This is a genomic window from Variovorax nivicola, assembly GCF_051216475.1.
Lineage (GTDB): Bacteria > Pseudomonadota > Gammaproteobacteria > Burkholderiales > Burkholderiaceae_C > Variovorax.
The window spans coordinates 1,278,528-1,298,378 of record NZ_JBPJZK010000001.1 but is presented as its reverse complement, the minus strand read 5'-3'; the positions used below and the strand labels follow the sequence as shown (position 1 = coordinate 1,298,378).

The window sequence follows — 19,851 nt, the reverse complement described above, 5'->3', positions numbered from 1 at the left end:
TTGTATACATTCAATATATATATCTTATATTTTTTGAAGACAAAATGCGATCTGGCATTCGTCTTGCATCCGTTTTCCCCGACATCCGGGCCGCTTCGGCGACTGGTTCAACCTTCACCCTCTAGGAGTTTTTCTCGATGAAGCAGATAAGGAACACCATCCGCCGCACCCTCCTGGTTGCCGGATCGCTCGCGCTGGGTTCGGCGCTGATGGGCCTGCCGGCCATGAGCTCGGCGCGCACGCTCGATGAAATCGTGGCCAGCAAGAAGCTCGTGATCGGCGTCAATCCGACCTTGCCTCCGCTGGGCATCTTCAATGACAAGAATGAAATCGACGGCTTCGATGTGGACATTGCGCGCAAGCTCGGCGAACTGCTGGGCGTCAAGACCGAGATCGTGCAGGTCGGCTCGCCCGACCGCATTCCCTTTGTGAGCAGCGGCAAGATCGATGCGGTGCTCGGCGCCATGACGATCACGGCTGAGCGCCAGAAGGTGATCGACTTCACGGTGCCGCTGCACACCGAAGTGCTGGGCGTGCTGACCACCAAGGCCAAGCCCTACAAGGACTGGATGGAGCTCAACGACCCGGCGGTCAGGCTGGTCGAGGTGCGTGGCGCCACGCCCGTGAAGCTGGTGCAGGAAAAGCTGCCCAAGGCGCAACTGCTGCTGCTCGACAACTACCCCGATGCGGTGCGCGCCATTGCCCAGGGCCGGGCCGACGCAATGATTGACGTGATGGACTTCATGACCGAGCACACGGCCAAGCACAAGGTCGACTGGCGCATCGTGGATGCACCGATAGAGGTCTACTTCTGCGGCATCGGCGTGCAGAAGGGCAACGACGCCTTGCGCGAGAAGCTCAGCGCCGCCGTCAAGGAAATGCACAAGAGCGGCTACGTGGACGAACGCTGGAAGAAGTGGTTCGGCGGCCCGATGCTGCACGATCCGCGCACCGCACCAACCTATAAATAAGGCCGCGAGGGTAGGGCATAGGGCATGCAATTCGACTACTCACCGGTGCTGGAGCGCCTGCCCTATCTGATAGGCGGCGCCTGGCTGAGCCTGCAGATCGCGTTTCTCGCGTTTGCCTTCGGAATGCTGCTCGGCCTTGGCGGCGCCTCGGTGCGCGCCTATGGCCCGCGCTGGGCGCGACGCGTCGTCGGCGCCTATGTGGTGTTCTTCACCAATACGCCGCAGCTGGTGCAGATCTTCTTCATCTTCTTCGCGCTGCCCGATGCCGGCATCCTGCTGTCGCCATACCAGGCCGTGCTGATCGGCATGACGCTCAATGCCGGTGCCTACCTCACCGAGATCCAGCGAGCGGGCTTCGAATCGGTGCGCCTGCCTGAACTGGAGGCCGCCGAAACGCTGGGCTTCTCGCGCATTCAGACCATCCGCTATGTGATCCTGCCGCACATCGTGCGCGTGCTGTTTCCGCCGCTGTCCAACCAGTACATCCTGATGACCCTCGGCACGTCGATGGCGGCCGTATTCGGCGTCGAGGAGCTCACCGGACGGGCCTACAACATCAACTCCGAGACCTTCCGCTCGATCGAGGTGTTCACGGTTGCCGCGGTGCTCTACATCGTGATCACGCTGATCGCCACGCTGTCGCTCGCTTTCGTCGGAAAGCGGTTCTTCCGCGCCAAGATGAGGTGGTTCTGATGCTCGACCAGATCCTCCAGGAGCTGCCTCGCTTCTTCAGCTACTACAACCTGCTCTTCTTCGCGAAGGCGCTGGGCGTGACCTTTGCCTTGTCGGCCATCGGCTGCGTCGTCGGCTTCTCGCTGGGCTTTCTGCTCGCGGCCGTGAGGCTGGACACCCGACCGGCAGGTCGGCCCCTGCGCGTTGCTTCGACGGTCTTCATCGAACTGTTCAGGCGCATCCCTTTCCTCGTTACCCTGATGCTGGTGTTCTTCATCTTCCAGGGGCTCAACGCCGACCTGGCCATGTTCACCGTGGCTTTGATCAGCGTCTGCCTCATCGCCACCGCATTCATCGCCGAAATCGTGCGCAGCGGACTCGAATCGGTGCATCGCAACCAGTGGGACGCCGCGGCGGCGATGAACTTCAGCTACCTGCAGACGCTGCGCCTCGTGATCGTTCCGCAGGCCTGGAAGATCATTCTTCCGCCGGTCTTCGGCTTCTTCGTCCTGTTCATCAAGGACACCGCGCTGGCCTCGCAGATTGGCGTTGTCGAGCTGGCCTTTGCCGGCAAGACGATGAACAACAAGGGCTTCTCGGCCACGCTCGTCTACGGCACGGTGCTGGCCCTTTATTTCATGCTGTCCTATCCGCTGGCCCGGTTCGGAAAACACCTGGAGAAAAAGCTTGCCCCAACTCGAAATCGTTGACCTGAAGGCCAACTACGGCTCACACACCGTACTCGAGCGCATCAACCTGTCGGTCGAAAAGGGCGAGATCGTCAGTCTCATCGGCCCCTCGGGCTCGGGCAAGAGCACCTTGCTGCGGGTGTTGATGGGGCTGCTGCCGCCGATCGAGGGCCAGGTGCGCATCGACGGCCAGGCGCTCGACTACAACGACCGTGAGCAGCTGCGTCGCCTGCGTTCGCAGATGGCCATCGTGTTCCAGCAGTACAACCTGTTCCAGAACATGACGGTGCTCGACAACGTGACCGTCGCACCCATCAAGGTCAAGGGACGGCCGCGCAAGCAGGTCGAGGACTACGCGATCCAACTGCTCGAGAAGGTCGGCATGGGTGCCAAGCTGAAGGCGTACCCCGACCAGTTGTCGGGCGGCCAGCAGCAGCGTGTGGCAATTGCGCGCGCACTGGCGCTGCAGCCGGGCATCCTGCTGCTCGACGAGGTCACTGCCGCCCTCGACCCCGAACTCGTCAACGAAGTGCTGGACACGGTGCGGCTCCTGGCGGCCGAGGGCATGACGATGTTCATCGTCTCGCACGAGATGGGCTTCGTGCGCGAGGTATCGAGCAAGGTCGTTTTCATGGCCGACGGGCACGTGGTCGAGATCGGCGCGCCGCGGCAGATCTTCGACGAACCCCGCGAGGCACGTACCCGCGAGTTCGTCGGCAAGATACTGCGGCATTGATCGGCTCGTGCGCCGCTGCCGGCCTAGGCCTACTGCGGCAGCTCGGTCACCAGTCCGTTGCTGAGCCTCGAGAGCGTATAGCGCGCAAGGTTGCGCAGATGGGTGACGACCGCCTGTTCGGCTGCCTTCTCGTTGCCTGCGATGTAGGCGTCCAGGATCGCCAGGTGCTCGGCCCTGTCGTCCTCGATGCGATTGAAGGGGTCGACCACCTCGAAGAGGCGGCACAGCACGCGCAAATGGGCGATGGTCTCGGCCAGCATCGCGTTGCCGGATGCACGCGCGAACATGCCGTGAATCTCGTCATCGGCGTGCCAGTGGCTCGAGCCCTGCTGGCTTGAATCCAGGGACAGGATGTCATTGCGCAGGCGCTGCACCAAGTCTGCGGGCACATGCCCTATGGAGAGCGACACGGCCTGCGACTCCAGTCGTTCGCGCACCTGCAGGCACTGGAAGTAGTGCGACGCCGTGATGCGTCGCACCGCATAGGAGCGCGCGTTGGCCCGCACCAGCAAGCCTTCGCCCTCGAGTCGAAGCAAGGCTTCGCGCAGAGGCGTGCGCGACATCTGGAGCCGCTCGGCAAGGCGTCCCTCGACCAGCACTTCGCCGCCGGTCAGCTCGCGCTGCAGAATCAGCCGCCGCACGACCGCGTAGGCCCGGTCGGTCAGGTTCGTCGAGTCTTCGCCGGAGGCGTCCGGCGCGGTCGCAGCGGTCTTCGTGCGCTTCACGGGCACCTGCGCGGGCTTGCGAGCGCGCGAGACCTTGCCGGGCGAAGCCGTCTTCCCGGGCTTCGCATGCGGCGTTGGCTTGATCGCGGCTTTGGGTTTCATATGATTTGTCTACAAACTGTGTGCAATCGAAGAATGCCACAGCATACGATGTCCCATCGGCTGGTCCGGCAATGTCACATGTCGGCGCCTTCGTCAACGAGCTTCCGGATGCCTTCTTTGATGTGCCCGTGCTCTGGGTGCATGGGTACACGCATCAGCAGTTCGACTATCGAGTGCCGGAAGAGATGACTTGTGAAGCTGCTCATCCTCTCCGACCTTCACGCGGAGTTCGAGACCTTCGAGATTTCGAAGGATCTGGACCATGACGTGGCCGTCATTGCGCTTCTCGACGTTGTTTGCCCCCATTGCCAATTCTTTTCATGTGATAGGCAATGCGCCAGTAGTAGATGAAGGTCAATGCCAGCGCGGTCACGAAATAAACGAAGCGATAAACGAAGCTTGGGTCGCGAAAGGTTGTAGGCGTCAGAACGTGAGGAAGCCCCAGGAACATCACAGCACTCACGATCAAGTTCAGTACCAAGACCTTGACCCCGATCGGAACCGCAATGGAGGCGAAGCGAAGGATGAAATCTCGTCCACTTGAGCCACCATTGGCCAGAAATGCCTCGTGCGTGCCAAAGGCGCTGATTGCGAGGACGATGGCTGCCTCGAAGGGCAGTGTCCAGTCTCGGTAGCCGCCAAACCATAGAGCAGAGTAGAGCGCAAACGCATACAGGAACGCGGACCCCATCATGTATTTCAGGGAGTCCAGCTGAGTGACCTCGCCTCGAGCCAAATCGTCTCGAAGCCGATGAGTCCGCCATATGTGAAATGCCATGAGATTCTGTGTTGGGCTGTGTGGAGTGGCAGAGACTTCATTCAGCCTCTGGACTTCATCAAGATACCAATTTGCAAACCATCGGAATAGCCGAATAGGGCCTTGATCTGTACGGGCTCTTCGAAACGGGCGTTGATCTTCCAAGTACGCAGACATTTCGGTTTCAGCTCAACGAATCGCTTCGGCAAGCTGCGCCGCGAGAGAGTTCCCAGCATAGGCGAACAGGCGCGGAGCTATTCAGGGCAGGCTATGGAGCAAACCCACCGACGCGAAAAAATAGACCCAGGATCAGCATTTGCACCAGCCACCACTGACCAAACAGCAGGCCAATGGTCACTCCCACTATTGACCAGCACCTCAAGCCGACTTGCCGAAGAACTACGGCAGCCAGCCCACAGTTCAGGATTCCGAGCAGGGACAGGAAAACCCAGTACCACTGGTTGGCCCAAAGAGTCTTGTAGGCCGCGAACGTGAGCAGAGATGCGCAGGCAAAGGGCGCCCACAGCATGACCACAGATCTGGAATTTTTCACATGAAGCTTCCGACGCAAATCACGGCCATGTGAGCATTGTTGTGCGGCAGCGCAAGATCTAGGAGATCAAGAGATCCGAATCGTCATTGACCACGGCGACCATGAAGCCCCAACAGACCGCGGCAAGAATCTCCACGAGCCCGATAGGTTGCCAAACAATCCCTCGTCTGCCGCGCAGGTCTTGAAGACCCAGTTCACGCAGCGCGAAGGCATGACCATGCATCGCAGCGTCTTTCAATACTTCGTAGGAGCGACGAAGGTCGAGCGAGACACCTTTGCCATGAGCCAACGAATAGCCAACACGAAACATCGAGGGCAGATGCCGCCGCTCCGCACCCCTCGCATAGAAGCGATAGGCCTTCGCGTGCTCGCCGGCTCTCGTCAACCAACGACCGTAGTAAAAGCAGCCCAGAGGGTGTCTATGAGCTGCTGCTCGCTCGTAATAAACCGCAGCTTGGCTCTCGTCTTTCTCGCAGCCGATCCCCTGAGACAGCATCCAGGCGACAAACACCTGACTTTCGACGTGCCCTTCATCTGCCTGCACTTGATACAGATCAAAGGCCAGATAGATCAGCCCGTCTTTGTAGGCCGTGCGGGCGACGATCGGTTTTTCCTCGCGGTTCGCATACATGTGCCCAGGGCCTCGGGCAGACCTGGGGTCAGAAGGAAAGCTGCTTTCTTTCGCTACCCGCATACACATTGGGGGTGCGTCGGATAGTTGCGCCACCCTTCAGGCGCATTCGGTATTCGTTTCTCTCCCTTGATCTGCCAAGGCAGCGGATAACACTGCTTTCTGCAAGCCTCTTGCGCGGTTTGTCGCGGCTGCTTGCCTCGCTCCCAGCCGTACCACCCGGCCGCCGCGGACAGCAGGACGAGAGCCGTCAAGAAGATTGCCGTCGAGCGTTGCAGTTTCATCTCATCGGATCGCTTCAACAACCGGTCCGCAAACAGTTCTGCAGCCAGCATCCGCAGAGCATTGGCCGACTTTGTTAGGTACACAGATCGTCCTGCAGCTCGGCCCTGTTGGCAATATCGGCACTGTCGGGACGAACGGCCCGGAACGCTGCGGATTGATCAGCCCTTCCAGCGCGTTGGGAACGCTCGGATGGCGGAACTGTTCACCTGCCCCGGTGAGCGATCCCGCGCCATCGGCGTAGTTTCCTTGCCCCTCGAGACGCCCCAGGTACCCTTGCGCAGAGGACTCTGTCCCACGCGGTTGCAATGGCTGTGGTCCAGGTGGACGCGTTGGCATATGCGGCAATTGTGGCTGCCGATACATCGGTGTGGGGTAGTTGATGCTTGCACCGCCACCACGCAGTCCGAGTGGGTCCGTAAACCCCAGTGGATTCGCATCAACATAGCCAAACCGATTCCACCCCCCATCCAGCCCGATCGGATCCGGCTGGCTATATCGCCCAGTCCTCGCGTCATAGCTGCGGAAGTAGTTGTAGAACAGTCCCGACTCCTCGTCCGCATACTGCCCCGGGTACCTCAGGTTGAACTTCACCTCTGCGATGTTGGTAGTGCCCGGGTTCGGGGTCGTCTCCAGATTGGCGAACCGGTTCTTCGCCAGCGTCGGTTTGTCCTCTCCAAATGCGCTGTAGCCCCACTGCCAGACCGCTTGCCCGGTCGCGTTGCTGAGCTTGCGCGGCGTGTTCAGGTGATCGCTGTGCACCGCATACGTGGCGCCATTGACCACGGCGACGATCGGTATCGGCCCGTTGGCTGTCGGCAGGTAGATGTATTGCGCTTCGCCCGCACTGTTCGTGCCGCCGCTGCCCACCTCTGCGATCAGGCTGCCCTGCTCGTCGTAGACGTAGGCATAGCCGAGTTGCTCGGCTTGTGTCGTGGTCGGACTCCACAGCTTGGTGAAGAACGCCACGAGGCTGCTCCAGAAGCCCGGGTCGTTCTCATCGCCCTGGCTTGGTGGATACAGTGGCTCGGTCTTGAACACGCGCTGGCCCAAGGCGTTGTGCGCGTAGCGCGTCGTCGGGCTGACGTCGTTGGCGCCCGTCGTGGCCGTGGCCAGGCGTCCTTCCGCGTCGTAGCCGTAGCTCCTGAGGCCGTCGCTTGTCAGGTCGCCGTTGGCGTTGTATCCATAAGCGACGCTGGTGCTGCTGGTGCCGTTGATGGTCTGGCTGAAGCCCGCGAGGCGGTTGGTACCGGGCTGCAGGGTGTAGCCGCGGCTGGTGGTCTGGCCCGCCAGCACGCGGGTGCTCGCTGTCCGGTTGCCGTTGGCGTCATAGCTGAAGCTGGCGCTGTCGCCGGTGCCCGCGGTGGCAGTGAAGCTGACGATGCGGCCCGTTGCGCTGTAACCGACGCTCCACGTGGTGTCGGCCGCGGCAATGGTGCTGTGACCAGGGTCGCTGTCGGCAGGGCCCCACAGGTTCTGCGTGAGGCTGCCGATGCGTCCAGCCGCGTCGTAGGTGTAGCTGCTGAATTCGGTCTGGGTCAGTCGCGTGGCGCTGTCGTAGCTGCGGTTGGCCGCGAGCTTCGGACTGGTGCTGGTGAATGCCCAGTTCCAACCCGTGGGCTGGCCCAGGGCATTCCAGGTGACGGCGTCGATCAGCGGTGTGCCGTTCCAGCCGAGTTGCACGAGGCGGCCGGTCGTGTCGTAGAAGTGGCTGAGCGCGCCACCGTTCGGGTACGTGACGCTGGCGAGTTGGCCGGTGGCGGTGTTGTAGGTGTAGGCGACTTGCTGAACGCTACCCGTAGTTGCGCCTGTCGCCAAGGTTTGCTTCTTGAGGGTGACGCGTCCATGGGCATCGCGGGTGTACTCGGTGGTGCCGGAACGATCAATGACCTCGCTGAGGTAGCCCTTGCTGTTGGCGCTCAGGTCGTAACGCAGGGTCGTGGTCTTGCCGTCCGCGAAGACGAGGCTGGTCGGACGTCCCAGCGCATCGCGGGTGATGCTCGTGGCCTGGCCGAGCGCATCGGTGATCTGGCTGGGCAGGCCGAGGGCGTCGTACTGGCTGCTGCGAGGGCCGCTGTCGGCACTGGCTTCTGCGGTGGCGTTGCCCAGGGCGTCGCGGCTGTAGCTGGTTGCGATGGCGTTGAAGTCGCTGGCCTGGGTGACGGCATTGAGCGCGTTGTAGCCGAGGCCGGCACTGGCGTTGGCCGCGTCGGTGATGGTCTTGACGCGGGCCAGGGCGTCCAGGCTCCAGCTGGTGCTCTGGTTCAGACCGTTGGTCTGGCCGATGCGATCGCCGCTGGCGTCGTAGCTGAAGCTCTCGTTCTGGCTGGTTCCCTGCGTCTGGGTGGCGACGCGGTTGAGCTTGTTGATGGTGCGCGCAGTCGTCCAGGCGATCGAACCGGACGTGTTGAGCGTCTGCTCCGTCAGGCGGTTGCCAGCCGCGTCGAGGGTGTAGGTGCCGCTCTCGCCACGGTTGTTGCTCCAGCCGGTCAGGCGTTGTGCTGCGTCGTAGGTGTAGCTGGTGATCAGCCCGGTGGGCAGCGATGTCGTTGCGATCGTACCGGTGGGGTGGTAGGTCAGGACCGTGGTCTGGCCAGGCCCCGTGCCCACGGTGCGCGTGAGCAGCCGGTCGTATGCATCCCATGTGAAGGTGGTGACCAGGCCGTTCGGGTCGGTCTGGCTCGTGAGGCGGTTGGCCGCGTCGTAGGTGTAGGCGGTGATGTGGCCCAGCGCGTTGGTCGCGGTCAGCGCATTCCCACGGGTGTCGTACGTGTACGTGGTGACAGCGCCATTGGGCTCGGTGTACGTATGGATGAGGCCTTCAGTCGTGTAGGTCCTCTGGCCCGTGCGTGTCATGCCACCGGTGTCGGCAATCGTTTCGGTGAGCTGTCTGCCGACGGTGTCGTAGGTGTATGCGGTGTCTCGGCCCGTCTGGCTGACCAGTGTCGGCACTGGCAGTGTCGTGTCCCAGGTTGTGGCGATGGCTCTTTGCTCGGGCGCACCGAGCGCCTCCGTGCGCGAGGCCTCCAGGCCTCGGGTGTTGTAGGTAAAGCTGGTGACGCTGCCGGTCGCGTTGGTCTGGCTCGACAGGAGACCTCGGGCGTCGTAGGTGAACGACGAGTTGCTGGCCGGGCAGCCCGGTGCCGGTTCGCCCTGGATCTGGGAGATGCGCTTGACGCCATTGACGACGACGTAGTGGTAGGTCGTGGCTCGGCCCACTGGATCGGTCACGGTCGTCGTGCCGTTGGTGTTGTAGGCCACCTGCGTGAGCCCGGCATTGCCTGCATGCGTGGTGCTTGTCGCACGGCCCAGCGAGTCGTAAACGTAGGTGGCGAAGCGAACGCCCAGCTCATCGGTCACGCCCGTGAGAAAGCGTGGATTGCCGGCGTTCTCGTAGTGGTAGGTGCGACTCGTCACGCTGGCGCCGGCGGTCTTGGTGACGGAAGTGAGCCGGCTGGTGGTGTCGTAGTTGTAGGCGACGCTGAAGTTGGGCGTGGTCAACGAGCGCGGCTGGAAGTGGGCGTCTTCCGTGTAGCCGATGCTGTTGCCGAATCCGTCCGTCACGGTCACGGAGCCGTTGGTGCCGTAGGAGAGGCTGTGATACCAGCCATCGGGATGGGTCTGCTTCGTCAGGCGACCGGTGGTGTTGAACTCGTACTGAGTGTTGTCCACGTCGACATAAAGCCAGCCCGTACTCGTTTGTGTGAGCGTGCCGAGCTCGTCGGCATCGGGCGTGATGGTCGACCCGCTGCGTGCGAACGGCGACTCGCGCCCGTTCGCATGGAGTAGCACGGCCTCGGTCGCACTGATCCTCAGGCGCATGGCGTACGAGTAGCGCCAGTAGCCGTCGGCGCTGTTGAAGATGCGTGCGAACCTGAGCGGGTAATGCGTGGACGCGCTGCGGAAGTCTTCTTCTTCCTGCACCTTGTTGCCCATCGCGAAGTTGATGGGGTTGCCCGTGCACGACTGCGGTCCGTTGCGCTCGGAGCCGTCGCCCTTGTTCTTGCGCGGGATGACGTCGGAGGTGTCGTAGTAGACCGTCATGTAGTCCGACGCGCTGCATCCACCGACGCTGCCGGAGACCGCCAGGTAGTTCGGGCCTGAGCGCAGCGTGACGGGGACGCCGCGTCCTTCCAGGAACGACACGACGGCGGTGAAGGAACCGGAGTAGCTGAAGAAGGGCGAGCCGTTGAGCGTGGCGGTCACGGTGCCGGCGTCACCCGTGGTGGCATCGCCGCCACCGGTCCCGTACACCGTGATGTTCGGCGAGGTGACCTTGGCACCCTTGCTGGGCGATGTGAAGCTCAGCGAGCAGGCCGCCTGGGCCCATCCGGAAATGCTCAGCAGCGTGAGCACTGCAGCGCCTTGCAGAGCGAGTCGCTTGATCTGGCGATGGTTGAAGCTGCCGTGCGCGGCAGTCGCGTCGAAATGCATGCGTGACCCTCGTTAATTCTTTTGAATTCGGATGCATTGCCCTGTGCAGCAATGATCGGAACGAGCGTAACGACATGTTCAATGAGGCAATCAAAAGTCCTTTTCTGGTTTCTGTGATTGCTCATCGAAAGGATTACTTTGACCTCCTTGAGATCTCATCAGAGGTATCGAGGTCGCACCTCACAGGACGGCAGGTATCGTTTCACAGAACTCTCGAGCAGAGTGCACGTTGGCTTCGAGGGGGGCGCGCACACTGCTTCTCGACAGCGGTTCGGCGCTGGTAGAGGCCAGGGAGAAAAAAGCCGCTCAGGGAACCGCCTCGATGCCGACTGCTGTCGCTTTTCCATACTCAGGCTCATAAGCCCGGTGGCGGCGCTTCAGGGCTGCAACGGCGCGGCGCAATGCGTCCATGCCAAACATCGCCTCGATCCTCAAAGATGAAATCTCCCGCATTGCTCGCAAAGAGGTGCGCGCCGAGACGCCGATGATGGCGGGTATGCCGGAGCCTGTGCGCAAGAGCCTCGCGTGTAGCGCGGCAGGCGATTACCCCGGAAAGTGAGTGGCTGAATTCCAATTCGAGGACTGGTCGAGAGTACATAAGTTCGCAAACAATGGTTGCAGGCTGTTTCTCTACAGCGCGTTCCGCCTAGTCTCTCGACACAACATGCCTCTCAGCCAGACCACTCCCCATAGCCCACTGCCCGACTCGCTCACCCGGCGTTCCCTGCTGGTGTCATGCGCCACTGCCACCTCGCTCGGGCTCGTCAGCCTGCCGGGCTTCGCCAAGGAGAAGGACAACAAGGCCGCGGTCGTGGACGACACCATCGTGATTGGCCAGTCCGCACCGTTCAGCGGCCCGTCCGCGCAGCTCGGCACGGAGTTCAACCTGGGCGCACGCATCTGCTTCCAGATGATCAACGAGGGGGGCGGCATCCACGGCCGCAAGATCGAACTGCACGCCAAGGACGACGCCTACGACCCCCAGACCACGGCAAGCAACACGGCCGAACTGCTGGAGCAGGATCGTGCCGTTGCGCTGTTCGGCTATGTCGGCACCTCCACCACGCTGGCGGCCTTGCCGTTGGCCGTGGCTGCCCAGGTGCCGTTCTTCGCGCCGGTCACCGGTGCCGAGGCACTGCGCCAGCCGTTCAACCGCGTCGTCTTCAATGTCAGGGCGAGCTATTTCGATGAAGCCGAATACATCCTCGATCAGCTCTCGGTCACCGGCATGAAAAGCTTTGGGGTCTTCCATCAGAACGACGCCTACGGCAAGGCCGGGCTCGATGCCATGACCAAGGCGAAAGCCAAGCGCAACCTGGCGATCGTTGCAACGGCGACGGTGGAACGGCACAGCACCGATGTGGGGGCTGCCGCCAAGGCGCTCCAGGCGGCACGCCCGGATGCCGTCGTGCTGATCAGTTCCTACACTTCCAGCGCGACCTTGATCAAGGAAATGAAGAAGGCCGGCTACACCGGCCAGTTCGTCAGCGTGTCCTTCGTTGGCGGCAAGGCGCTGGCCGACGAACTGGGCAGCTCCGGTGCGGGCGTGATGATTTCCGAAGTCGTGCCCTTCCCCTGGGGCAAGGCTTCTCCCCTGCAGAACGAATATGCCCGGGCCATGCAGAAGGCCGGAGTGCCGCAGATGAGCTTCGGATCGATGGAGGGCTTCCTGGCCGCGAAGACCCTGGCCGAAGGGCTGCGCCGCACGGGACGCGATCTCACGAGGGCCAGGCTCACGGCAGCGCTGGAGACGATGGGCAACTGGGACGCAGGCGGCTTTACCGTGTCGTTCACCCCGGACAACCACAACGGCTCGCGATTCGTCGAGATGACCATGATCGGCGCGGGTGGACGTTTCGTTCACTGACGGCAAAGAACGCCAAGGCTGCTCCGAAGAGCCCCCTGACGCAAGCCAGGGGGCAGCAATTGAACGCGGTGCTCAGCGGCCGGCGTACGGCAGCGATGAGTGATGCACGACGATGCGCAGCTTGCCGGCATCGTCCTTCACGAAGGTCCAGGTCTTGTCGACCGTGGTGACCTTGCCGTCCGGGCCGGTGAACATCACGTTGCCCAGCGTGCTGGCCGTGTCGCCGTGGATGAGCACCGCGCTGTTCGCAATCTCGCACTTGTTCCAGCCTTTCAGGGCGAAGCCGGTGTCGTTCGGGAAGGCCGGATTGCCGCCCACGAAGTACGCCAGCGCGCCGTCGCGGGCGGTGCGAAAGGTCTGCGGCGATGTCGTGAGCGTCGGCTTGAACAGCACCGCGCCCTGCTGGTAGGCGTATGCGCTGTCGATGACCTTCTCGGCCAGCGCCTTGGCCACCGGCTGCCCGCCGGCGGAGTTCGCAGCGCTGATGTCTACCAGTGCCTTGCACCAGGCCTGCTGGGCTCCAAGGACTTCGGCCTCGGTGATGCTGCGGCCGGCGGCTTTCTCCTTGGCGGCGGCCGGCAGGATCGCCCCCGCGATCAGGAAACTGGCGATGGCGATATGGGTGAATTTGTTCATCTTCATTTTCCGGTTGAGGTGGTTGGATATCGGAACGGCCTGATGGCTTGTCCCGAGACCCAAATTGCACCAGCGCGGAATGCACAAGGGGTGAAGCGCGCATTAAGTGGCGCTGAGTAGAAGATGAATATCGGATGAATGGACTTCGCTTATCTCGACCTTCGGCGCAGACCACGAAAGCCCGGAGCAGGCAGATGGAACCCCATCTTTGCCAATGCAGAGAGGCAACGCCGCCTCATCGGCAGAAATGATTGATTAGATCAATAACTCGTCGAACCATATAAAAGTGCAACGGCGCCACCTGGACGCTGGAACAGGAGAACTTGTGCGACTGTATGTTTCCCCGCTTCCTTTTGAAACCGCACTGAGCGGCTCATTTCTCGGCACCAGCCATGCACGCAGCGCAGAGCTCGACGAGGACATGGACTCCATGCGGGTCTTGCTCATCGACCATCAATCGACCCAGTGCAAGACCTTCAACGAGGGGCTGGAGAGAAACGGTTTCACCGTCGACATAGTGAATGGCGAGAACGCAGCTGCGAACCCGGTCATCGCGCAGGACTACGCGCTCATCCTCCTGAACTCGATGCGGCCTGGCCAGGACGGATTTCATGCCGTTCGAACGATCCGGCGCAAGACGGATGCACCTCTGCTGGTTCTGACCGAACGCGACAGCGTTGCTGCTCGCATGGCGGGCCTGGAACTTGGAGCGAACGACTATCTGGTCAAGCCGTTCCAGTTTTCCGAACTGCTGGCCCGCGTCAAGGCGTTGGCCCGCAGCACCGGTGTACGCCGTCAACCGGTGCTTCGCCTGGCCGATCTGGAGCTCGACGAGCGGCGCGCAAAGTTTGCCCGCGATGGGACCGAACTCGAACTGACCAGGATGGAGTTCACGTTGCTGGTGGTGTTGCTTCGCAACCAGGGCACGGTACTTTCACGGCCCATGCTCGCCAGGCGCGTCTGGGATGTGGAATTCAATGCCAAGACCAACTCGGTTGACGTGGCCATCCTTCGCCTGCGCAGCAAGCTTGATGCGCCGTTCGAGGCGAAGCTGCTGCATACGGTGCGAGGCGAGGGGTACGTCCTCGAAGATCGCGCCGGACCCTTGTCAAGCAAGGGCGAGAAGAATACCGAATGCACCTGAAAGGGTGACGCAACCATCCGACGCCCCCAAATGTGTATGCGGGTAGCGGCCTGCTTGCGGCATCCGAAAGAGGGGCCATGGCTCGCACACTCCCGCGCCAATGCGCTAGATTTTTCCTCTGGCCATGCGAAGCGGATCGACCAGGCGGTCATACGCCTCGGCACTCAAGTAGCCCAGTTCGATGGCTGCCTCGCGTGGAGCAATGCGGTGCTCCACGGCGGTTCGCGTGATGCGCGCCACCTTGTCGTAGCCAAGCACCGGGTTGAGCGCCGTCACGGACAGCAATGCGTTGCCCAGGTTCGATTCGAGGCGCTCGCGATCGATGTCCAGGCCGGCCACCAGCTTGTTCGCAAAGACGCGCGAGCTGTCCGCCAGCACACGCATGGACTGAAGCACGCTGTGGATCAGCACCGGCTTGGCCACGTTGAGTTCGAAGTTGCCCGAGGCGCCGGCCATCGTCACCGTCACGTGATTTCCGACAACCTGCATGGCCGCCTGGGCCACCACCTCCGCGATGGTCGGGTTGCGCTTGCCGGGCATGATCGATGAGGTCAACCCGTCATCGGGCACCACCAGTTCGCCGATGCCGCAGCGCGGCCCCGATCCCATCCAGCGGATGTCGTTGGCGATCTTCATCAGCGATGTGGCGATCACGTTCAAGGCCCCTGACAGCTCCACCAGCGCATCGTGGCCCGACATGCCCTCGAACTTGCACGGATGAGGCTTGAACTGGAGGCCCGTGAGCTTGCCGATCTCTTCGCAGAACAGCACGTCGAAGTCCGGTGGCGCATTGAGCCCGGTTCCCGCCGCCGTACCGCCCTGGGCAACGATCAGGAGCCGCGGCAAGGCGTCCTGCAGGCGCGCAACTCCGCTGCTCACCTGCCATGCGAATGCCTCGAATGCCTGGCCCATCGTCATCGGCACGGCGTCCATCAGGTGCGTGCGCGCAACCTTGGTTGCATCGGCGAAGGCGCTCGCGCGTTCCGCCAGTGCGTCCTTCAGCACGACGAGCGATGGAATCAAGCGCCCGGTCAACTCCATTGCGGCCGCGATGTGCATCACGGTCGGGAAGCTGTCGTTCGACGATTGCGATGCGTTCACGTGGTCATTGGGATGCACCGGCGACTTCGTGCCGAGCGGCCGCCCGAGCAGCTCGTTGGCGCGGTTCGCGATGACCTCGTTGGCATTCATGTTCGTCTGGGTCCCCGAACCGGTCTGCCAGATCGTGAGCGGGAAGTGATCGTCGAACAGGCCGCGCGACAGCTCTTCAGCAGCGATGACGATCTGTTCGGCCAGTGCCGCGTCGAGCGTGCCGCAGCGTGCATTGGCTCGCGCTGCCGCGATCTTCTGGAGTCCGAGCGCGTGCAGCAGGCAGACGGGAAACCGCTCGGTGCCCACATCGAACACGCCTGCTGCGCGTTGCGTCTGCGCGCCCCAGTAGCGGCTGGCCGGTATCTCGACCGGCCCGAATGCGTCGTGCTCGATGCGCGTGGCGGTCATGTGCGTCAGTCCAGCGAGATGCTGGCCTTGGCCGCCACGGCCTTCCAGCGCGCCACCTCCGCTTCGGTGTGCTTGCCGAGCGCGGCGCCGGTGTACTGCTCCGGCGGCAGCATCTGGATCGTCTGCTCGGCCAGCTTGTCAGTGAACGCCTTGTCGCTCATCACTTTCAGATAGGCCTGCTGCACCTTGTCGAGCACCGCCTGCGGTGTGCCCTTGGGCGCGTAGATGCCGTACCAGGTCGAAGCCTCGAAGCCCGGAAGCACTGTCTCGCTGAGCGTGGGAACGTCTTTCAGCTGCGCGAGCCTGACCTTGGACGTCACTGCCAGTGCGCGGACCTTGGCCTCCTTGATCTGCGGCATGGCCGTGTTGGTCTGGTCGAAGATGCCGTCGACCTGGCCACCGATCACGTCGATCAGCGCCGGCCCCGCGCCCTTGTACGGAACCTGCGAGATCCTGATGCCGGCCGAGGCCGCGAACAAGGCCGCGATGAGGTGCGAGCTGGAGCCGACACCGGCATTGCTGATGAAGAGCTTGTCCGGGTTGGCCTTGCCGAAGTCGACCAGCGCCTTGATGTCCTTCGCGGGATGCTCCTTGCGCACCATCAGCACCAGAGGCGTATCAGGAAAGCGGAACACCGGCGCGAAATCCTTGACTGGGTCGTAGGCGAGCTTCTTGTAGAGCGCGGGCGCGGCGCCCATGTAGCCCATGTGCCCGACCAGCATGGTGTAGCCGTCGGCTGCGGCACGCGATGCCTTCGCCGCACCGACGGTTCCGCCGGCGCCCGGTGCGTTGTCGATGATGATGGGTTGACCGAGTTCGCGCGCAACTCTCTCCGCCATGGCCCGTGCCAGCGCATCGGTGGGGCCGCCGGCCGCGAACGGAACGATCCAGGTCACGGGTCGGGCCGGGTACGTCTGGGCGCTCACGCCGTGCGCGGCGGCCGCGAAGGTCGCGGCCAGCAGGGCACGCACGGCCAGCTTCTTGATGTCGATCATCTGTCTTGTCTCCTCGGGGTTGGTGGTTGGTCGCGGCTCAGGCAGCGACTGCGGCGGACAGCGCGATGGCGCGGTCCACCATCTGCGGCGCGAGGCCGAGATAGTTCGCCGGATCGGTCATGCGATCGATGGCCGCGCGGTCGAAGTGCTTCGTGACCTCGGGCAGCGCGGCAAGAGCCTCCGCCAGCGTGCCGCCCTTTTCGTTGACGGTGCGGCAGGCGTCGTAGACCACGTCGTGCGCCTGCTGGCGGCCGATGTGCGGGGCCATGCCCATCATCACGGCCTCGGCCACGATCAGGCCGCGGCTGATGCCCAGGTTGTGCTTCATGCGCGCCTCGTCCACGATCAGGCCGCCCAGCGCGAACTTGGCCTGATGCAAGGCGCCCGAGGTCAGGATGAAGCTCTCGGGGATGGCAATCCATTCGGCATGCCACGGGCCCGTCGCGCGTTCGAAGTCCTGCACCATGGCATCGACCATCAGCCCGGCGTGCTGTCGCACCGCCTTGGAGGCCGCAAGCATCAGCTCGCTGGAAATCGGGTTGCGCTTCTGCGGCATCGTGCTCGATGCACCGCGCCCCTTGACGAAGGGTTCGTACACCTCGGCGAACTCCGTCGACGCCATGATCATGATGTCGAGCGCGATCTTGCCCAGCGAGCCCGTGACGAGCGCGAGCAGATTCACAGCCTCCGCGAAGCCGTCGCGCGCCACGTGCCATGTGGTGGCGGGCACGCCCAGCTTCAGTTCCTTGGCCATCGCCTTCTGCACTTCGAAGCCCTTGTCGCCGAGCGAGGCTAGCGTGCCCGCGGCACCGGCGAATTCGACCACCGCCACGCGCGGGCGCAGCTCGGCAATGCGCTGCTGGTGCCTGTCGAACATGGCCAGCCAGATCGCGACCTTGTAGCCGAAGGTCACGGGCAGCGCCTGCTGCAGATGAGTGCGGCCGGCCATCGGCGTGTCGCGGTGCTTCTTCGCGAGCGATGCGAGGATGCCGCGCAGTTCGCGGATGTCTGCGTCGATGCTGTCGAGCGCGTCGCGCACTTGGAGCGCCACTGCGGTGTCCATGATGTCCTGCGTGGTCGCGCCCCAGTGCACGTAGCGGCCCGCTTCGCCGCACATTTCGACCAGTTGGTGCACCAGCGGCAGGATGGGGTAGCCGACGATGTCGGTCTCTTCGCGCATGTGGTCGAAGTCGATGCGCTCGAGCTTCGATTCGCGCGCGATCACCTCTGCCGCCTCGGCCGGAATCACGCCGACACGCGCTTCGGCCTTGGCAAGCGCGATCTCGGCATCGATGTAGCGCTGGATCAACGCACCGTCCGAAAAGAGCTGCCGCATCTTCTGCGTGCCGAACGCGTCGCGGAACAGGATGGAGTCGACGACGGTGCTGGCCATCGGAATCGGGGTGCGGGTGGTGTTCATGGGAGCCGTTGAAAGTGGAAGCAGCGAACGCAAATATGTTCGGACATATTCAACTTTAATATGTCCGAACATATTCGACGAGCTGGGGTTTACCCTTGACGCCATGAATGCGATCCTTGAGGGCAACATGTCTTCGCCACCCAAGCCTCATCACAGCGACATCTCGCGCCACCTGACCGACGCCATCACGAGCGGTCATTTCGTCGTCGGCTCGCTGCTTCCGACCGAACTCGAACTCTGCGAGCACTACAAGACCAGTCGGCACACCGTGCGGGCAGCGTTGGCCGAGCTTCAGCGCCTGGGCTTGGTGTCGCGCCGCAAGAACGTGGGAACGCGCGTCGAGGCGACCAGGCCGCGCGACACCTTTCGCCCCTCGCTCGCGTCGGTGGACGATCTGGTGCAGTTCGGCACCGAGCACTTGCGGCAGGTGCAATCGATCGAAGAGGTCGCCGTTGCCGCTGCGGTGGCGAAGGACCTGGGGTGCGCGCCCGGTGTGCGCTGGCTGCGTATCTCGAGCCTGCGCCTGGACGGCAACGGAGAGAGCGACCCCATCGGATGGACCGATGTGTATGTCGACCCCGCGTATTCGGAGGTCGGGGAGCTTGTTCAAGAGTCGCCCGACACCCTCATCAGCTCACTGATCGCAGAGCGCTACGGTCGGCAGATCGCCGAAATCCACCAGGATGTGCGGGCCGACACCGTCAAGGACGCGGCGATGGCAAAGGCGCTGCATGTCGAGCAAGGTGCGGCTGCGCTGAAGATCGTGCGGCGCTACATGGATGCGGACGGGCAGACCTTCGAAGTGTCCGTGTCGGTCCATCCAGCCGACCGGTTCTCGGTGTCGATGCGATTGCACAGGTCCGAGCCGTAGTCGCATCCGGAGCGTGGCGGTTCGACTTCTGAACGGGGGAGGGGCCTCGCCTGGGTCGCCGGCGGAGTTTCTGGCGCGATTCGCCGAAGTCGAGCGTCCAAAGGTTCAGACGAGCACGTAGTCGGGGTACTGCCGACAGATCTCGCTCACCGCGCTGAGCGTGCCTGACAGATGCTTGCGAAGCGCGGCCTGGGCGGCCGCCGGGTCCTGTGCCTCGATGGCGCGCACGATGGCGCGGTGGTCGCGCAGAATCGCCTCGGTCTTGCCCGCGGTGGGCAAGTGCAGGCGGCGCAGCCGGTCGACGTGTCCGGATACGCGGCCCACAAGATCCCAAAGGCCCAGCACGCCGCCGGCTTCGTACATCAGGCGATGGAACGCCCGATCGGCGTTGACGAAGTCACCGTAGCGCTGCGACGTTGCAAGCGCTGCCTGCTGGGCGATGACGCCCTTCATCTGCTCGACCAGTCCCGGCGACTCCTGCTGTGACAACTGGTGCACCAGTTCCAACTCGATGGACCGCCGCAGGAAGTGTGCTTCGCGCGCCGCCGCGATGTCGATGCGGCTGACCAATGTCGCGTGCTGCGGGAACACGTCGACCAGTGCCTCTTCGCTCAGACGCAGCAGCGCTTCGCGCACCGGCGTCTGGCTCACGCCAAAACGGTCGGCCAGCTCTTGCCGGACCAGCACGGTACCGGGCGCTAGTTCCAGCGAGAGGATGGCCTCGCGCAGTTTTTCCAGCACCTGGGGCGCAGCCAGGCGGGTACGGTCGAGTCGAATCTTGGGAGGGGCACTCATCGCTGGCGATTGTGTCATTGACGCGACTGATATATTAATGTTTTAATTCCCGGCTTGCGATCGGCAAGGCG

At 63.0% G+C, this 19,851-nt stretch carries 16 protein-coding genes and 1 pseudogene; 8 read left to right on the top strand and 9 right to left on the bottom strand.

The genetic code is table 11. From position 1 onward, the window contains the following. The first annotated feature begins 137 nt into the window (after positions 1-137). The 4 genes from ACSFBF_RS06105 to ACSFBF_RS06090 are packed head-to-tail and all read left to right on the top strand — an operon-like array spanning position 138 to position 3,068. Positions 138-971, top strand: a complete 834-nt coding sequence (locus ACSFBF_RS06105) for a transporter substrate-binding domain-containing protein (RefSeq protein WP_435465434.1) — start codon at positions 138-140, stop codon at positions 969-971. A gap of 24 nt (positions 972-995) precedes the next feature. Next, positions 996-1,664 (top strand): amino acid ABC transporter permease, encoded by a 669-nt coding sequence (locus ACSFBF_RS06100; protein WP_435465433.1) that lies wholly within the window; start codon positions 996-998, stop codon positions 1,662-1,664. Continuing rightward, positions 1,664-2,353 carry an amino acid ABC transporter permease gene (locus ACSFBF_RS06095; RefSeq protein ID WP_093051929.1) on the top strand — a complete coding sequence of 230 codons (690 nt, stop codon included), beginning with the start codon at positions 1,664-1,666 and terminating at the stop codon, positions 2,351-2,353. The genes ACSFBF_RS06100 and ACSFBF_RS06095 overlap by 1 nt, the downstream gene beginning before the upstream one ends. After that, positions 2,331-3,068 carry an amino acid ABC transporter ATP-binding protein gene (locus ACSFBF_RS06090; RefSeq protein WP_435465432.1) on the top strand — a complete coding sequence of 246 codons (738 nt, stop codon included), beginning with the start codon at positions 2,331-2,333 and terminating at the stop codon, positions 3,066-3,068. The genes ACSFBF_RS06095 and ACSFBF_RS06090 overlap by 23 nt, the downstream gene beginning before the upstream one ends. A 29-nt stretch (positions 3,069-3,097) precedes the next feature. On the opposite strand, the gene ACSFBF_RS06085 is transcribed toward ACSFBF_RS06090, so the two are convergent. The 4 genes from ACSFBF_RS06085 to ACSFBF_RS06070 all read right to left on the bottom strand — a co-directional run bounded on the left by ACSFBF_RS06085 (position 3,098) and on the right by ACSFBF_RS06070 (position 10,552). Further along, a complete protein-coding gene (locus tag ACSFBF_RS06085; protein WP_435465431.1) occupies positions 3,098-3,895 on the bottom strand; it encodes a GntR family transcriptional regulator in 798 nt (265 codons plus the stop codon). A gap of 274 nt (positions 3,896-4,169) precedes the next feature. After that, positions 4,170-4,673, bottom strand: coding sequence for a hypothetical protein (locus ACSFBF_RS06080; protein WP_435465430.1), 504 nt, complete (start codon positions 4,671-4,673; stop codon positions 4,170-4,172). Between the two features lie 590 nt (positions 4,674-5,263). Then, a complete protein-coding gene (locus ACSFBF_RS06075) occupies positions 5,264-5,836 on the bottom strand; it encodes a tetratricopeptide repeat protein (RefSeq protein WP_435465429.1) in 573 nt (190 codons plus the stop codon). A gap of 285 nt (positions 5,837-6,121) precedes the next feature. Then, entirely contained in the window at positions 6,122-10,552 is a 4,431-nt protein-coding gene (locus ACSFBF_RS06070; protein WP_435465428.1) for an RHS repeat-associated core domain-containing protein, read from the bottom strand. A 409-nt stretch (positions 10,553-10,961) separates the two neighbouring features. On the opposite strand from ACSFBF_RS06070, the pseudogene ACSFBF_RS36030 reads away from it, so the two are divergent. After that, a pseudogene (locus tag ACSFBF_RS36030) lies at positions 10,962-11,034 on the top strand (helix-turn-helix domain-containing protein); the annotation flags it as partial. 77 nt (positions 11,035-11,111) lie between these two features. Continuing rightward, a complete protein-coding gene (locus ACSFBF_RS06060; RefSeq protein ID WP_435465427.1) occupies positions 11,112-12,419 on the top strand; it encodes an ABC transporter substrate-binding protein in 1,308 nt (435 codons plus the stop codon). 72 nt (positions 12,420-12,491) lie between these two features. Here the strand turns inward: ACSFBF_RS06060 and ACSFBF_RS06055 are convergent, their stop codons facing one another. After that, positions 12,492-13,055 carry a hypothetical protein gene (locus ACSFBF_RS06055; protein WP_435465426.1) on the bottom strand — a complete coding sequence of 188 codons (564 nt, stop codon included), beginning with the start codon at positions 13,053-13,055 and terminating at the stop codon, positions 12,492-12,494. A 325-nt stretch (positions 13,056-13,380) separates the two neighbouring features. Here ACSFBF_RS06055 and ACSFBF_RS06050 point away from each other — a divergent pair, with 325 nt between their 5' ends. Further along, a complete protein-coding gene (locus ACSFBF_RS06050; RefSeq protein ID WP_435465425.1) occupies positions 13,381-14,199 on the top strand; it encodes a winged helix-turn-helix domain-containing protein in 819 nt (272 codons plus the stop codon). 105 nt (positions 14,200-14,304) lie between these two features. On the opposite strand, the gene ACSFBF_RS06045 is transcribed toward ACSFBF_RS06050, so the two are convergent. The 3 genes from ACSFBF_RS06045 to pcaB are packed head-to-tail and all read right to left on the bottom strand — an operon-like array spanning position 14,305 to position 18,114. Next, entirely contained in the window at positions 14,305-15,699 is a 1,395-nt protein-coding gene (locus tag ACSFBF_RS06045; protein WP_435465424.1) for a class II fumarate hydratase, read from the bottom strand. Positions 15,700-15,704: 5 nt separating this feature from the next. Beyond that, a complete protein-coding gene (locus ACSFBF_RS06040) occupies positions 15,705-16,694 on the bottom strand; it encodes a tripartite tricarboxylate transporter substrate binding protein BugD (protein ID WP_435465423.1) in 990 nt (329 codons plus the stop codon). A 37-nt stretch (positions 16,695-16,731) separates the two neighbouring features. Further along, positions 16,732-18,114 (bottom strand): 3-carboxy-cis,cis-muconate cycloisomerase, encoded by a 1,383-nt coding sequence (pcaB, locus tag ACSFBF_RS06035; protein WP_435465422.1) that lies wholly within the window; start codon positions 18,112-18,114, stop codon positions 16,732-16,734. Positions 18,115-18,217: 103 nt separating this feature from the next. On the opposite strand from pcaB, the gene ACSFBF_RS06030 reads away from it, so the two are divergent. Further along, positions 18,218-18,985, top strand: coding sequence for a GntR family transcriptional regulator (locus tag ACSFBF_RS06030; protein ID WP_435465421.1), 768 nt, complete (start codon positions 18,218-18,220; stop codon positions 18,983-18,985). A 105-nt stretch (positions 18,986-19,090) separates the two neighbouring features. Here ACSFBF_RS06030 and ACSFBF_RS06025 read toward each other — a convergent pair whose 3' ends face one another. Further along, on the bottom strand, positions 19,091-19,780 hold the full coding sequence (locus tag ACSFBF_RS06025) for a GntR family transcriptional regulator (protein ID WP_435465420.1): 690 nt from the start codon (positions 19,778-19,780) through the stop codon (positions 19,091-19,093). Positions 19,781-19,851 lie beyond the last annotated feature (71 nt).

Coding starts and splice junctions, on each gene's coding strand:
- ACSFBF_RS06080 (WP_435465430.1), bottom strand. CDS start 4,673: ATGGCATTTCACATATGGCGGACTCATCGGCTTCGAGACGATTTGGCT.
- ACSFBF_RS06075 (WP_435465429.1), bottom strand. CDS start 5,836: ATGTATGCGAACCGCGAGGAAAAACCGATCGTCGCCCGCACGGCCTAC.
- ACSFBF_RS06085 (WP_435465431.1), bottom strand. CDS start 3,895: ATGAAACCCAAAGCCGCGATCAAGCCAACGCCGCATGCGAAGCCCGGG.
- ACSFBF_RS06070 (WP_435465428.1), bottom strand. CDS start 10,552: ATGCATTTCGACGCGACTGCCGCGCACGGCAGCTTCAACCATCGCCAG.
- ACSFBF_RS06055 (WP_435465426.1), bottom strand. CDS start 13,055: ATGAACAAATTCACCCATATCGCCATCGCCAGTTTCCTGATCGCGGGG.
- pcaB (WP_435465422.1), bottom strand. CDS start 18,114: ATGAACACCACCCGCACCCCGATTCCGATGGCCAGCACCGTCGTCGAC.
- ACSFBF_RS06040 (WP_435465423.1), bottom strand. CDS start 16,694: ATGATCGACATCAAGAAGCTGGCCGTGCGTGCCCTGCTGGCCGCGACC.
- ACSFBF_RS06045 (WP_435465424.1), bottom strand. CDS start 15,699: ATGACCGCCACGCGCATCGAGCACGACGCATTCGGGCCGGTCGAGATA.
- ACSFBF_RS06030 (WP_435465421.1), top strand. CDS start 18,218: ATGAATGCGATCCTTGAGGGCAACATGTCTTCGCCACCCAAGCCTCAT.
- ACSFBF_RS06105 (WP_435465434.1), top strand. CDS start 138: ATGAAGCAGATAAGGAACACCATCCGCCGCACCCTCCTGGTTGCCGGA.
- ACSFBF_RS06100 (WP_435465433.1), top strand. CDS start 996: ATGCAATTCGACTACTCACCGGTGCTGGAGCGCCTGCCCTATCTGATA.
- ACSFBF_RS06025 (WP_435465420.1), bottom strand. CDS start 19,780: ATGAGTGCCCCTCCCAAGATTCGACTCGACCGTACCCGCCTGGCTGCG.
- ACSFBF_RS06095 (WP_093051929.1), top strand. CDS start 1,664: ATGCTCGACCAGATCCTCCAGGAGCTGCCTCGCTTCTTCAGCTACTAC.